The sequence below is a fragment of the Pedobacter suwonensis genome, from assembly GCF_900111825.1.
Taxonomy (GTDB): Bacteria; Bacteroidota; Bacteroidia; order Sphingobacteriales; family Sphingobacteriaceae; genus Pedobacter; species Pedobacter suwonensis.
The window spans coordinates 166,873-183,078 of the sequence record NZ_FOJM01000005.1; the positions used below are offsets into that span (position 1 = coordinate 166,873).

8 protein-coding genes are annotated in these 16,206 nt (G+C 38.7%); 5 read left to right on the plus strand and 3 right to left on the minus strand.

Annotated elements, in window-relative coordinates; translation table 11 throughout:
- The first annotated feature begins 103 nt into the window (after window positions 1-103).
- The gene (locus BM107_RS08180; RefSeq protein WP_090982114.1) at window positions 104-1,891 is read left to right on the plus strand and encodes a glycoside hydrolase family 15 protein; all 1,788 of its coding nucleotides are present in this window, start codon (window positions 104-106) and stop codon (window positions 1,889-1,891) included.
- Between the two features lie 1,712 nt (window positions 1,892-3,603).
- On the opposite strand, the gene BM107_RS08185 is transcribed toward BM107_RS08180, so the two are convergent.
- From BM107_RS08185 to BM107_RS08195, 3 genes are all read right to left on the minus strand, one after another.
- Complete coding sequence (locus BM107_RS08185) at window positions 3,604-5,793, minus strand: bifunctional alpha,alpha-trehalose-phosphate synthase (UDP-forming)/trehalose-phosphatase (protein ID WP_090982116.1); 2,190 nt, start codon at window positions 5,791-5,793, stop codon at window positions 3,604-3,606.
- An 84-nt stretch (window positions 5,794-5,877) separates the two neighbouring features.
- The gene (locus tag BM107_RS08190) at window positions 5,878-7,233 is read right to left on the minus strand and encodes a sensor histidine kinase (RefSeq protein WP_090982118.1); all 1,356 of its coding nucleotides are present in this window, start codon (window positions 7,231-7,233) and stop codon (window positions 5,878-5,880) included.
- Between the two features lie 91 nt (window positions 7,234-7,324).
- Entirely contained in the window at window positions 7,325-8,695 is a 1,371-nt protein-coding gene (locus BM107_RS08195; protein ID WP_090982120.1) for a sigma-54-dependent transcriptional regulator, read from the minus strand.
- Between the two features lie 236 nt (window positions 8,696-8,931).
- On the opposite strand from BM107_RS08195, the gene BM107_RS08200 reads away from it, so the two are divergent.
- The 4 genes from BM107_RS08200 (at window position 8,932) to BM107_RS08220 (ending at window position 16,175) form a co-directional block, all read left to right on the plus strand.
- On the plus strand, window positions 8,932-10,176 hold the full coding sequence (locus BM107_RS08200) for an efflux RND transporter periplasmic adaptor subunit (RefSeq protein ID WP_090982365.1): 1,245 nt from the start codon (window positions 8,932-8,934) through the stop codon (window positions 10,174-10,176).
- A gap of 247 nt (window positions 10,177-10,423) precedes the next feature.
- Complete coding sequence (locus BM107_RS08210) at window positions 10,424-11,122, plus strand: ABC transporter ATP-binding protein (protein ID WP_090982122.1); 699 nt, start codon at window positions 10,424-10,426, stop codon at window positions 11,120-11,122.
- Between the two features lie 234 nt (window positions 11,123-11,356).
- Entirely contained in the window at window positions 11,357-13,726 is a 2,370-nt protein-coding gene (locus tag BM107_RS08215) for an ABC transporter permease (protein WP_090982124.1), read from the plus strand.
- 88 nt (window positions 13,727-13,814) lie between these two features.
- Window positions 13,815-16,175, plus strand: coding sequence for an ABC transporter permease (locus BM107_RS08220; protein ID WP_090982126.1), 2,361 nt, complete (start codon window positions 13,815-13,817; stop codon window positions 16,173-16,175).
- The last annotated feature ends 31 nt before the right edge of the window (window positions 16,176-16,206 follow it).

The window sequence follows — 16,206 nt, forward strand, 5'->3', positions numbered from 1 at the left end:
TTTCCGTTTATTCCAGCGAAAACCCTGGATATATCAGGTCTTTTTATCTTTCTACCCAACATTTTCCCGGTAAGCTTGTTAGTAAATAAACAAAAAATAGTTTATGACCGATCATCAACACCTTTATCAAACAGGAATTATAGGGAATTGCGCTTTTATCGCTCACGTAAATAAAAATACTGATATATCCTGGCTTTGCTGGCCACGTTTTGATAGCCCTTTTGTATTTGGCAGTTTATTGGATGAAAAAAAAGGAGGTGAATTTTCGATTTTGCCACAGGGCGAATTTACTTCTCATCAATATTACATCGAGAATACCAATGTTCTAAGAACGGAGATTAGCGCTGAAGACGGAAAATACCGGATTACCGATTTTGCACCCCGTTTTCATTTATACGATCGCTATTTTAAACCACTGATGTTTATCAGAAAAATTGAGCCTTTGGAAGGTAACCCGCGCATTACCATTAAGTGTGAGCCGGTTTGCGATTATGGAAAAGGTAAAATGAGATCAAGCAGGGGAAGCAATCACATCGACTATTTGGGCTGTGATGAAAATATACGCTTAAGTACCAATGTATCACTTACCTATATTTTCGACGAGAAAGCATTTGTGCTGAACGAGCCAAAGTATTTGGTGATGACTTATGGACAAAATTTAGAAGCACCGATCGTTAGTACAGCCGAGAATTTTTTAAGGGAAACCATTTCTTATTGGCGTTTATGGATCAAACATTCATCAATAGCAGGTTTTTACCAGCCATTTGTAATCCGTTCGGCCCTCGTTTTGAAAATCCACCAATACGAAGACACAGGTGCCATTATAGCCGCAAGTACCACCAGTTTGCCCGAATCACCAGGTAGCACAAGAAACTGGGATTATCGCTATTGCTGGCTTCGCGATTCGCACTATGTGCTCACATCCTTAAACCATATCGGACATTTTGAAGAAATGGAACGGTATTTTAATTACCTGTCCGATATTTCGCGTGCTGAAGATGTGCGTTACCAGCCTTTATACGGTATTGCGGGCGAAAGACAAATTACCGAACGCACTCTTGATCATCTGGATGGTTATAGAGGAGAACAGCCCATTAGGATCGGAAATCAGGCATACGAACACATTCAGAATGATATTTATGGGCAGGTTTTGATTTCTATGCTGCCACTTTATACCGACCACCGTTTTGTTTTTTCGGAACGGGGTGATTCAGTAAAGTGGATTGAAAGTGTACTTTCTAAAATTGAACGTACCATTGATGAAAAGGATGCCGGAATATGGGAATTCAGAAACATTGCCAATGTACATTGTTATAGTAACCTTTTCCAATGGGCAGGTGCACAGGCTGCTTTAAAAATGGCTAAAACCATTGGTAATGAAGATTTCGAAAGACGTGCAAATCTGCTGATTGAGAAAGCTTCAGCACATATTGAAGCCTGCTACGATCCGGAAAGAAAAGTGTATACCAATGCTGTAGGAAGTCCGCATTTGGATGCCAGCACACTACAGCTGATTATGATGAATTATCTTGATCCCGCTTCTGACCGGGCAAAGGACCATTTAATTGCTTTAGAAAAGGAACTCAAAACTGAAGATGGACTTTTTTACCGATACCTGCATGCTGATGATTTCGGTAAACCCAAAACCACATTTTTAATCTGCGCATTTTGGTATGTAGAGGCTTTGGCCTGTGTGGGACGTACTGACGAAGCGATAAAGGAGTTTGAAAATATCGTTAAATACTGTAACCACCTGCTATTGTTTAGCGAAGATGTTGACGCCAAAACAGGTAGTCAATGGGGTAACTTCCCGCAGGCTTATAGTCATGTAGGTTTGATGAACGCCGCTTACCGCATTGCCATTAAGCTGGATAGGCCGATATTTTTGTAAGATTATAGATTAAACTTTGACAACTATGATATGTAAAATACATATTTGACGTTGTCAAAGCTATTTTCAAAAAGGTCTGTGGTGACACAGACCCTGGCTTAGGGCGGGAGAGATTTTTCCTGTAAAAAAGACCCTGAAACAAGTTCAGGTTGACGTTGCAGAGAGATTTAATGGATAGGATAAAATTCAATAGAAAGCATCGCCATCTCTACTGAAATGCAGAGGAATGGAAAGATCTATTTGAAAATATATCTCTAATAGATTTCTCGACTGCGTTTCACTCCGCTCGAAAAGACGATATCTTTCATAAGAAATAGGTCTGTTAGGACAAACACCTTCGTATTAGATTAATAGATTTGGGCGAAAATCTGCGAAAATCATATTGAAATCTGCGGGATTCTTTAAAATTATAGTTGAAAAAAGGTCTGTGGGGACACAGACCCTGGCTTCGGGGCGGGAGCGATCTTTCCTGTAAAAAAGACCCTGAAACAAGTTCAGGTTGACGTTGCAGAGATTTAATGGATAGGATAAATTCAATGGAAAGCATCGTCATCTCTACTGAAATGCAGAGGAATGGAGAGATCTATCTGAAAATATCTCTCTAATAGATTTCTCGACTGCGTTTCACCCCGCTCGAAAAGACGATATCTTTCTTAGGAAATAGGTCTGTTAGGACACACACCTTCGTATTGGACTAATAGATTTGGGCGAAAAATCTGCGAAATCATATTGAATCTGCGGGATTCTTTAAAATTATAGTTGAAAAAAGGCCTTTGGGGACACAGACCCTGACTTATGGACGGTAGAGATCTTTCTTGTAAAAAACACCGTGAAACGAGTTCAGGGTGACGTTGCAGAGAGATTTAATGGATAGGATAAAATTCAATAGAAAGCATCGTCCTCTCTACTGAAACGCAGAGGAATGGAGAGATCTATCTGAAAATATTTCTCTAGTAGATTTCTCGACTGCGTTTCACTCCGCTCGAAAAGACGATATCTTTCATAAGAAATAGGTCTGTAAGGACAAACACCTTCGTATTGGATTAATAGATTTGGGCGAAAATCTGCGAAAGTCATATTGAAATCTGCGGGATTCTTTAAAATTATAGTTGAAAAAAGGCCTTTGGGGACACAGACCCTGACTTATGTACGGTAGAGATCTTTCTTGTAAAAAACACCGTGAAACGAGTTCAGGGTGACGTTGCAGAGAGATTTAATGGATAGGATAAAATTCAATAGAAAGCATCGTCCTCTCTACTGAAACGCAGAGGAATGGAGAGATCTATCTGAAAATATTTCTCTAGTAGATTTCTCGACTGCGTTTCACTCCGCTCGAAAAGACGATATCTTTCATAAGAAATAGGTCTGTTAGGACAAACACCTTCGTATTGGATTAATAGATTTGGGCGAAAATCTGCGAAAATCATATTGAATCTGCGGGGATTCTTTAAAATTTAATTGAAAAAAGGAGGCTGTCTCAGAAATGATTTTGGAGATTTTTGGCAGAATAATATTTTGAAAGGGCGTCATTCCCGTGAAAACGGGAATCTTAATGCGATAGAACGGCAACTAAATAAGTCCTTAACAGAGCATTAAGATGCCCAGTCAAGCTGAGCATGACGACATACCCAAATTTAATTCTACTGCTATTATTTAATCTGTTATTTTGAGACAGGCTCTTGGCATTATGGTATTAATTAACTATACATTTATTAACCCCGTTCAATAAACTCCTCTTTTACTAAACTCCAAAGTAACTTTCTTACCTCTTTAAAATCATTTAAGTAATACTTTGCTTCTGAAATATTATTGCCAACTTTTATGGTAAAAGCATTATCTGGCAGTACTTTGAAAATGTCTTCATCGGTATGGTCGTCGCCTAATGCCAGAATGAAATCAGGGTTTTTATCATATAACCAGTTTAAAGCAGCTTTTCCTTTATTAACTTCTATATTTTTAAACTCGATTACTTTGTTCCCTGGCATCAACTGTAATCCTTTATCAGCAGCCAGAATTTTCATGTGGCTTACGATTTCATTGGCCCGTAAATCACCTAATCCATCTTCTGCTTTTCGATAGTGCCATACCATTGAATAGCTTTTTTCCTCAATGAATGATCCTGGAGTACGGTCGGTATAGGTTTCTAATAAAGTCTTTATTTCCTGTTTCCATTGGTCGGTAAGCAGGGGCAGACTATTCCACTTATCTCCATACGACTTTTGCCATGCGCCATGTTCAGCAATCAGATCTACCTTTAAATGCCCAAACCACTGCTCCAGCGTTTCATGTCGCCTTCCGCTTATAATGATCACTTTATTGGCATGATCAAGGGTCAGGTTTTCGATTAGATCATAAAGTTCGTCGTCAGGAGAGGCATCATCAATGTTCCCGGTAAAATCTACCAGTGTGCCATCATAATCTAAAAATAGAACCCTATCGGTTGTTATTGCATATTTAGCAGCAATTACTTCATTAATCGAATTTACTGCGTGTTTAGTTAATAATGATTTTTGAGAATCTTTCACTTCGTTTAATCTTAAAATAAAATTGTTAACCCAATGTTTAACGTTAAATTTTTCCACTATAGCCCGCATGGCTTTCATGCGTTGCTGTTGTTCTTCCAAAGGCATTTTTAATGCAGTTACGATGGCTTCCATAATGTCGCCTATATTATTTGGATTAACAATTACAGCATCAGTTAATTCTTTGGAAGCACCTGCCATTTCGCTTAAAATCAATACACCATCTTCGTGGTTCCGGCTAGCTACATATTCTTTACTTACCAGATTCATCCCATCGCGCATCGGCGTTACCAGGCAAATGTCGGCAGTTGAATAAAGTGCAGAGAGTACTTCAATGGGGAAAGAGCGATAAAAATAATTTACTGGAATCCAGTTTATGGAGCGGTACCTCGCATTTAAATTTCCAACAAACTGGTCAATCTGGTCTCTTAACTCGCTATATTGTGGTACGGTATCCCTTGAAGGGACTACAATCATGAAAAGTTCTATTTTACCAATATATTCGGGATGTTCCTGAAGTAGTAATTCCATGGCTTTCAACCTTTCGAGTATACCTTTACTGTAGTCTAACCGGTCGATAGAAAGGATTACTTTCATCTCTTCTTTACCAGTCCTGAAATAATCAATTTCTTTTTTTACTTTTTCAGTGACAGGTAGATCAGAAAATTTATCGAAATCAATTCCCATTGGAAAAGCTTCTATCACAATTTGTCTTTCGTGACTATTAAGTACGTTTGATGATGAGTTTACGGGTAGCAAACGTGTGGCGGTGCTGATAAAATGGCGTACATCATCGTAAGTATGGAAACCAATTAGATCGGCACCAATCAGGCCATTTAATAGTTCTTCCCGCCAGGGGATGAGCCTGAAAATTTCGTATGACGGAAAGGGAATATGCTGAAAAAAACCGATGGTAGCATTCGGGAGTTTCTCTCTTAAAATACCTGGCAACAGCAGCAATTGATAGTCTTGAATCCAGATTTTATCCTTTCGATCCAGTACATGCATGGCACTTTTGGCAAATTTCTCATTTACCGATCGGTAGCAATCCCAATAACTTTGTTCATAATTTGCGTAGGTAACCAGGTAATGAAATACAGGCCATAACACTTCATTTGAAAAGCCTTCGTAATATAAATTAATTTCGTTTTGGGTAAGAAAAACCGGATAGAGGTTTAGTTCGGCAAGTTTTTGCGTAACTTCTTCCTGACGTTCTTCCGGAACCTCAATTCCGGGCCATCCGATCCAAATGGAGTTGCCTGATTTATATACATCGCCAAGGCCGGTGGCAAGGCCGCCCTCGCTGGGAATAAACGTGTATTCGTTGTTCTCTTCAATGATTTTAACGGGTAGTCTGTTCGATATTATAACTGTCTTCATGCTTTTATTCGATGTATCTATATCTTAAAAGCATTATCATTCTTATTTTGTTTGAATTTTTAGGTCAAAAAAACATTCAGATGATTAAACGTAGTTAAATACCAATGAAAAAGTTGTACCACTTTCGGGAGTAGAAATAACTTCGATACTGCCTCTGTGCATTTTCATGATGTTACGGCTGATGGTTAATCCTATACCCGATCCATTTTTTCTGGTGGTATAAAATGGAACGAATATTTTTTCAAGATCATCAGCCGCTATACCTTTTCCATTATCACTAACATCGATATATAGCTTGGTGTTTTCTAAACGGTAATTTACATTGATATGAGGCATATCCTTATTTTCGACCGCATAAATACTGTTGGTAATCAGGTTAATTAATACCTGTTCTATCAATTTCAGATCCAGCTGAATGGTGATTTTTGATGAAGTCTGTTCTACATCCAGCACCACATTTTTAACTTTAGCAAATGGCTGCATCAGTACCTTAATGTGCTTTAATATTTCTCCAATGGTATGCGGCTCAAGGTTTGGTGTAGGCAGTTCGGCAATTAAACGGTAATCTTTTACGAAATCCAGTAAACCGGATGAGCGCCTTTGGATCGTATGAAGTGCTGTTTTAAGGTCTTCCATTTCATCTTCAGTTAAGTCCTTTTTATCGGTTACCATTTTGTTGATAGTATCTGATAAGGAGCTGATAGGCGTGATGGAATTTAAAATTTCATGCGAAATAACACCGACTAACCTGTTCCAGGCTTCAGTTTCTTTTTGCTCAATTTCATCTTTAATGTTCTGAAAACTAATGATGATGTAGTTCTTCCCGTAAAGGTTTAAAGGAATCACTTCAGTAGATAACTGGGTTAGTTTATCCTGAATCTTAAGTTCCAGAAACCTTTTTCCACCTGTTGAAATCTGCTCTATTTCTGCTCCGAACGCTGGCAAATGCTCTTTTAACCGATGCCAGTATTTATAGGCGGGCACACCTAAAAGGTTAGAAGCAGCCTGATTGAAAAATGCAATCTCGTTATCTTTTTCTGCTGTTGTATTGCTCACCACGATTACCCCAACCGGAACCTGCTCTAAAATGGTTTTGATCAGCTGAAACATGGCTTCCTGTTCCAGTTTAATCTGTTTGTGAACCTGTAAAATATCAGTAAACGATTCGTATAGCTCCGGGAAACTGCCTCTGGTTGTTTTGTTTCTGAAGTTTAAGGTATGATCTCTCGTTTTTACGGCCAAAATGAAACGGTTAATATCGGACCGGATCTGATTGATATAGTAATAAAGGGAAATAATGGTACCCAATAAAATCAGTGCAACGCCTGTAATGGTAAACCAGAGTTCGGTGTTTTTAATGAGGTAAAATAAAAGATAACCCAGCAGATTGATGGTCAGCAGGCGGAATATTAAACGGAAGGTAAAGCGTTGATAGAACATTGTTAAGGTTTAGGGTTTAAGGTTTATGGGTATAGGGTTGAAGAAACGGTATTATAACCTTACGCCTTAAACCCTATACCTCAAACCTCTCTTAGATTCCAAATTTTTCAATTCTTCTGTAAAGTGCTGCGCGGGTTAAGCCTAATTCTGCTGCTGCTTTTGATATGTTTCCTTTGTGTTTATCAATGGCCTTCTGCACCATCATTTTCTCCATATCTTCCAGAGCCATTTCATCTGGTAGTGTGTTGTTCTGTGCGTAACGTTGCGGACTTAGCTGCAGATCATCTTCGGTAATATCAGCTCCATCGCTCATAATAACGGCTCTTTCCAACACGTGCTGTAATTCGCGTACATTGCCTGGCCATTGGTACTTTAATAGTGCTTCCTGCGCCTTATTGCTTATTTTTTGCAAATTTTTATGGTATTTGGCACTAAAGACCTGCAAAAAGTGATTGGCCAAAAGTAAAATATCTTCGCCACGTTTACGTAATGCCGGTAATAAAAGTTCTACTGTATTAATGCGAAACAATAAATCCTGCCTGAATGTATTTTTTGCGACCATTTCGTTCAATGGCATATTGGTTGCCGTAATGAGGCGTACATTTACTTTACGCTCTTTGCTTTCGCCCAAACGGGTAACCGTTCGGTTTTGCAAAACACTTAATAATTTGGCCTGAAGTGGTAGTGTTAAATTTCCAATCTCATCTAAAAAAATCGTCCCCCCATCAGCTAGTTCAAAGCGGCCCGGTTTATCTTCTTTGGCATCGGTAAAAGCACCTTTAGCATAACCAAATAATTCACTTTCAAATAGATTTTCGTTTAGGGCACCTAAATCCACATGCATAAATACCTGGTTTTTCCGGTGTGAATTTCCGTGGATCTCATAGGCGAATACCTGTTTTCCGGTTCCGTTTTCACCCAGGATCAGCACATTTGCATCAGTAGGGGCAACTTTTAATAGCGTGTGCTGTAATTGCCTTATTTCAGTAGCTTGACCAACAATATTCTCAAATCCTCTTGCAAGATCTTTTTGAAGCGATGTGTGTATCTTTTCAAGCTTTTTAACCTTTTTGGTCGATTCTCGAAGTTTTGATGCCGATGAAATGGTGGCAAACAGCTTTTCATTTTCCCAAGGCTTAAGGATGAAATCGGTAGCACCTTTTTTTATTGCTTTTACTGCAAGTTCAACATTACCAAAGGCAGTCATTAGTATCACCACATAATCTTTATCAATTGATAAAATATGTTCTAACCAATAAAGGCCTTCTCGGCCATCACTGGCGCCTTTTTGATAGTTCATATCCAGCAAAATGATATCAATTTCATTTTTGCTCAATAAAACGTTAATTTCTTTGGGCGATTTACATGTAATTACCTGCTTTACCTGTTGCTTTAAAAACAAACGGGCACTTAGCAGGATATCGTCATCATCGTCAATAATTAAAACAGTGGCGTCTAACATAACCTTGCCTCTTCCAAGTTAGTATTTCTTATTTTTTGCTAATGTTATCCCATCAATAAGGTGCTGAAAGGATGGGGCAAATTTAATAAAACTGTCCGCTCCCGCACATTAACTGTCCGATAACGAACATATCAAAAATAAAATAATTAATTAGTGTTTGGTAATCAGCGTTTTAAGTATGATTTGATGTTTTGGCACAAGCTTGGTTACTAGCAGACCAAACAGTAAACCAAACAATGGACAAGAAAATAGAGAAGAAGAGATTTAGCACTAAAACCCTGTTAATAATGGGTGGCACAATTGCTTTTGTAGCAATTGTAATTTATGGCTATACTTTGTCACTCAAAAAAGTTTATAGTGCCGATGCAGATAAGTTGACCATCAGTAGAGTAGAATATGGTGATTTTGAAGATGTAGTGCTGTTAAATGCCAGTGTAGTTCCCTTAACCTCGGTAATTGTAAGTTCATCAGAAGGAGGGACAGTTGCGGAAATTTTTACTGAAAATGGCGCATCTGTAGTGAAAGGTACACCACTGTTACGGATTGCAAATTCGAATGCCATGTTGGGGTATACTTCGCAACAGACAGCTGCTACCGAACAAATTAATCAACTACGTAAATCGAGGTTGGATTTAGAACAAAATCAAAGAATCCTGAATCAGGATGTATTGGATGTGGAGAATAATTTACGTACTGCAACCCGCCAGTATCGATTGGATAGTGCACTTTTTGCCAAAAAGGTAATTACACTCCAGGAATTTAATAAATCTAACCAGGATTACGAATATTACCAGGGTAAATTGAAAATCGTTCGCCAGGCGATTAAACAGGAAAATCAGAGCCGTAAAATGCAACTGGCCCAGATTGACCAATCGATGGGGCAAATGAATGAAAGTTTGGAGATGATCCGCAAGAACATTGAAAATATGACCATTAAAGCGCCGGTTTCCGGTAAACTTTCGTCTTACGATCCGGTAATTGGTAAATCTTATAATGCCAACGAAATGATCGGAAAGATTGATGTGTTACAAGGTTACAAACTGCAGGCAGGGGTTGATGAGTATTACATTAACCGTGTAAAAGAAGGACAAACCGCCAACTGTGAATTTAATGGTAAAACTTATAATTTAACCGTAAGCAAAGTCATTCCTGAGGTTACAGCGGGTCAGTTCCAGGTAGAAATGGTTTTTAAAGGTCCGGCACCTGAAGGTTTGCGACGTGGATTATCTTTACAAACAAAGTTAACTTTGTCTGATAATAGTAAATCATTGCTCCTTGCCCAGGGACAGTTTTTCCAGAGCACAGGTGGCTCGTGGGTTTTTTTAGTAAAGAATGGAAAAGCAACTAAGAAAAACGTTAAAATCGGGCGAAAAAACTATCTGTATTATGAAATATTGGATGGTTTGCAGAAAGGCGACGAAGTAATTACTTCATCTTACGATCAGTTTAATCAATACGACCAGGTGGAGATTAGTAAGTAGGGCGTTTGGCGTTTGGCGTTTGGCGTTTGGCGTTTGGCGTTTGGCGTTTGGCGTTTGGAGTTGGAGTTTGGAGTTTGGAGTTTGGAGTTTGGAGTTTGGAGTTTGGAGTTTGGAGTTTGGAGTTTGGAGTTTGGAGTTTTTTAAGAAAATGGGTTTAAAGTTAAACAAAAAATATAATCAGGTCTTGATACTTGCTACTAAATACTTGCTGCTCAATACCTGATACTAAATACTTGATACTAGAATTATGATTAAAATAGAAAATCTGGAAAAAGTTTACAAAACAGAAGAAGTAGAAACGACAGCACTCAATGGCATCAATCTCCATGTAGCAGCAGGAGAGTTTGTTTCCATTATGGGGCCATCAGGCTGTGGGAAATCTACCTTGTTAAATGTAATGGGTTTATTGGATAAGCCCGAAAGTGGAAGCTACAAATTTATTGATACAGAGCTTTTAACCCTCAACGACAGGGAGCGCTCAAATTTCCGAAAGAGAAACATGGGTTTCGTTTTCCAGAATTTCAATTTGATCGATGAATTGACCGTTTTTGAGAACATTGAATTGCCCTTAATTTATAACAAGGTTCCTGCCGGAGAGCGTAAGAAACTGGTAAACGAAATCATCGAGCGAATGAATATTGTAAACCGTAGCGGGCATTTTCCACAACAATTATCGGGCGGACAACAGCAAAGGGTAGCGGTAGCAAGGGCCTTGGTTACCAAGCCGAAATTGGTTTTGGCCGATGAGCCTACCGGAAACCTGGATAGCTCACATGGTAACGAAGTAATGGAGTTGCTGTGCGAACTGAACGAAACCGGAACCACCATCGTAATGGTAACCCACTCCAGCCACGATGCCAGTTTCTCTAACCGGATCATTAACCTGAAAGATGGTCATGTGATTTCGGAAAAAATAAATAAGAGTAGAAACGAAGAACTGATATAGAGGTTTGAGGTAAAAGGTTTAAACCGTAGGGCTTAGGGCAACTTAAACCTTCAGTCCTAAACCTTACACCTAAAAAAAAGATTTTAGTTTAGTTAATGATAGCCGCCCAATAATCTTCCCGGATGGGAAGATCTGGGATTGGCAAATAAGGTAAAAGGTTCATAGGTAGAAGGCGTATGGTTTATGCGCTGAAACCTTCCAACCTTTAGCCTTCCAACTTTCAACCTTAGCAATATGTTCAAATTAAACCTGAAAATAGCCTTACGGAACCTTTGGAAAAACAAGGGTTTCTCTCTGATCAATATCGGTGGCTTAGCCATTGGCTTGGCCAGTTGCATGGTTTTGTTACTTTATGTGGCTTACGAGTGGAGTTACGATAAGCAATTCTCCAATCATGATAAAACTTATGTAGTTTATCAAAACATGAAGGCAAGCGGTAAAACTTTTAGCTGGGCCTGGACACCCAATGTGATGGCTAAAGAAGTGCAGGAAAAAATCCCTGGTGTTAAATATGCCGCTCACACTACTTATCCGAGAAAACAGCTCGTTACTGTTGGCGACAATAAAATAAATAGTAGTGCCATCTTTGCTGACCAAAATTTCATTAAAATACTGGACTACAAATTTCTAGAGGGAAGCCCCGTTCAGGTTTTGAAAGATGTAAACACCATTATCCTCACCAAATCTTTTGCAAAAAAGTTATTTGGAAATGAAGATCCTATTAATAAAATGGTAAAGCTTGAAAATCAGGATGTATTAAAGGTAGAAGCCGTAATAGAAGATGTGCCTGCCAACAGTAGCCTGGCTTTTGAGTGCATTATGCCTTGGGCACTGTTCGAAAAACGGGAAAGCTGGATAAAGGTGGGCAATTGGGGCAATAATATGTGCCTAACGCTTGTCCAGTTAAAGGATAACAACTTTTTCAGCGCTGCAAATAATTTGATGCATGATATCTATAAACGCAACCAGAAAGATAACATATCTGAAGCATTATTACATCCATTAAACAAATGGCATCTGTACGATGATTTTGTAAACGGCAAATCGGTAGGTGGTAAAATAGATCAGCTTAGGATATTTTTATTGCTGGCATTTTGCATTTTGTTGATCGCCTGTGTAAACTTCATGAACTTATCTACGGCACGCTCAGAGCGCAGGGCAAAAGAGGTTGGCGTTCGTAAAGCAATAGGGTCAACGCGCAAAGCGCTGATCAATCAGTTTTTTTTAGAATCCTTACTCCTCACTTTTATCGCAACCGTCTTAGCTTTTATCTTAATTGAGGTTAGTTTGCCATATTTTAATAGCTTGTTAGATATTAAACTAACAATAGACTACCATAATGGCCTGTTTTGGTTAACCTTATTGGGGTTAATGATTTTGACAGGATTGGTTGCCGGCAGTTATCCGGCGCTTTATCTAAGTTCTTTCGAGCCTATAAAAGTTTTAAAAGGGTTCACCCTTAAAACAGATTCATCCGCTGCGGTAAGGAAAGTATTAGTGGTGGGCCAATTCGTTTTTGCTGCAGCTTTAATTGTTTGCACAGCGGTCATTTATCAGCAGCTCAATTATGTTAAGAACAAACCCATTGGTTACGACAAATCCAATTTGATTCAAATTGCTGTAGTAGGAAAAATAACTGATCCTGTTAAATTGGACTTGCTTAAAACCCAACTGTTAGCATCGGGCGCTGTAAGCAATGTCACCTCTTTCAGTACAGATTTTACTGAAGGAGGAGACAATACTACGGCTGTATACTGGGAAGGTAAAAACCCTAATGAGGCCATTTCTTTCAATCATAGGGCAATAGGATATGATTTTGTTGAAACGATTGGCACTAAAATGATCAGCGGCAGGGAGTTCTCTGTGAAATTTCCTGATGATACCAATAGCGTATTGTTAAATGAAGCAGCCGTGAAAATGATGGGATTGAAAAATCCGGTCGGCAAGGTAATCATTTTCTGGGGTAAAAAACTAACTACTGTTGGTGTTGTAAAAGATTTTGTGGTAGAAAGTGCTTATCAAAGAGTGGCCCCGATGATTTTTAGGGCAAATACAAATGGCGACGCGAGGGTACTTATAGCAAGATTAAGTCCAAATCAGAACATCAGCTCTTCTCTGGCCAAGATTGATGATCTGGTACAACAAATGGAGCCAAATTATCCTGTAAACCGAAAATTTGTGAACGAATCTTTTGAAGAGAAATTTAAAAATGAAAAATTATTGGGTTCACTTTCAAACTGGTTTGGTGGTTTTGCCATTTTCATTTCTTGTTTAGGCTTATTGGGTCTGGCGCTTTTTATGGCCGAACAACGCAAAAAGGAAATCAGTATCCGGAAGGTTTTAGGTGCGAGTACCGGCAATATCCTGGTGTTGCTGAATAAAGACTTTATAAAGCTGGTAGCCGTTGCCAATATGATTGCCTTTCCTTTAGCTTATATTATCATCAATAAATGGCTATCTGCTTTTGATTATCGTGTGGCTATTTCGTTTCTACCCTTTCTGCTCGCCATCGTCATCTCTGTTTTAATTGCAGTGTTAACGGTCAGTTTGCAATCGGTAAAAGTGGCAAAGGCCAATCCTATTGATGCACTTAAATATGAATAATGGAGAGAAGGCGAAAGGTTTTAAGGTAGAAGGCTAAAGTGTCCAAAACCTTACAACCTGCAACCTTTCAACTTTTAAACTTAAAAAGATGTTTAGACTCAATCTAAAAATAGCCTTACGCAACCTTTGGCGCAACAAAGGCTTCACGCTGATCAATCTGGGCGGGTTGGCCATTGGTTTGGCCAGCTGCATGATTTTATTATTGTATGTAGCCTACGAATATGGTTATGATAAGCAGTTTACCGATTATGATAAAACTTATGTGCTTTACAATAACCAAAAAACCGCTTCTGAAACCTTTAGCTTTATGGCCTTCCCAGGTCAGTTGAGAGATGAAATCAAAGAAAAAGTTCCTGGTGTGGCCAAGGTAAGCCGTTTATCTTATGCTGAACCGATGCTTTTATCCTACAATCAAAACAACTTTAAAATGAACGCCGTTTTCGGCGATCCGGATCTTCTTAAGATGTTCGATTATAGGGTGTTGAAAGGTAATCCAAATACTTTTTTGAACAGTGTAGATGGGGTAATTCTGACAGAGACACTGGCTAAAAACCTTTTTGGTAATGAAGATCCGCTTAACAAGGTAGTTAAACTGGATAACAAGGAGAGTTTGAAAGTAGAAGGCGTTATTGCTGATCGCCCTAAAAATTCGACATTGGGACAAGATTATATCATGTCCTGGAGATTGTACGAAAAATTAAATCCATGGACTAAAGACAGTGGCTGGGGAAACAATTATTGTATGTTGTTTGTGAAACTTCAGGATAATTCCTTTTTTGCTCGTGCCAATAACCAGATGAAAGGCATGATCAAGGCCCACGATAAAGCAATTAATGGCGAACCTTTTATGCATCCTTTATCTAAATGGCATTTATACGATAAATTTGAAAATGGGAAAAATGTAGGCGGAAAGATTGATCAGTTGAAGATTTTTTTCCTTTTGGCTTTCTGCATCCTGCTAATTGCCTGCGTTAATTTCATGAACCTTTCTACCGCCAAATCAGAAAAGCGGGCACGCGAAGTTGGAGTGCGTAAAGCTATCGGCTCTTCGAGAAATAACCTGGTAGGCCAGTTTATGTTCGAATCAGTTTTATTAACCACCTTGAGTATGCTTGTAGCTTTTGTTTTAATTGAGGTAAGCCTGCCATATTTTAACAATTTATTGGGCATTACCCTGGGGATAGATTATAAAGATTATAAATTTTGGTCGGTATTTTTAGTTTTAACCTTGTTAACTGCAGTAATTGCCGGCAGTTACCCTGCTTTTTACCTTTCTTCTTTCGATCCGGTTAAAGTTTTAAAAGGATTCAAAATTTCTGGGGGATCTTCATTGTCCATCCGTAAATTCCTGGTTATTTTTCAGTTTGTATTTGCAGCATGTTTAATCGTTTGTACTGCAGTAATTTATCAGCAGTTAAATTACATTAAAAATAAACCTATTGGTTACAATAAGGCAAACCTAATACAGATTTCTACAGAAGGCGAGTTCTCTAAAAAAGAAAAACGCGAAATCCTAAAAGATGAATTGCTTAAATCGGGAGCCATAACTGCCTTTACAGAGTACAGTTTGTCGTTAACCAGCGGAGGTAACAATACTTATGGAATCAACTGGCCGGGTAAAAACCAAAAAGATAAAATCCTGGTCAACTTTAGGTTTACCAACCTCGACCTTACCAAAACTACTGGTATGGAAATTTTAAAGGGAAGAGACTTTTCTAAAGATTTTGTAGATACCGCTAATGTATTGGTTAATGAGGCATTGGTTAAGGTGATGGGAATGAAAGATCCTGTCGGTAAAATGATTGAATGGGGGCAGCCAGTAAGGATCATTGGAGTGGTTAAAGATTATGTAATGGAATCTCCGTATCAGAAAGCAATTCCTTTACTTATTGCGCAAAATCCTGATAATGTTACTACCATTATTATGAGATTAAACGATAAAAACAACATCACCTCATCTGTTAACCAGATTAGCGAAACAGCGAAGAGACTAAATCCTGCTTATCCGGCCACGATAAGGTTTGTTGATGACAACTTTGAATTAAAATTCAAAAATGAAAAACTGTTGGGAACACTTTCTAACTGGTTTGGAGGTTTTGCTATTTTTATTTCTTGCCTGGGTTTATTGGGGCTGGCTTTATTTATGGCCGAGCAGCGCAAAAAGGAAATCAGTATCCGGAAGGTTTTAGGCGCCAGTACGGCAAATATCCTCACTTTATTGAATAAAGACTTTGTCAAACTGGTTGCCATCGCCAACCTGATTGCATTTCCGTTAGCTTATATCGTTATCAATAAATGGCTTTCAGCTTATGAATATCGTGTTTCAATTTCCCCTTTGCCGTTTATCATCGCCATCGGATTATCGGTATTGATAGCCATTTTAACGGTTAGCGTACAATCGTTAAAAGTGGCCAAGGCAAATCCTGTTGATGCTTTGAAATATGAATAAAGTTCGGAAGTAAGAGGGCAAGAAGGTAGAA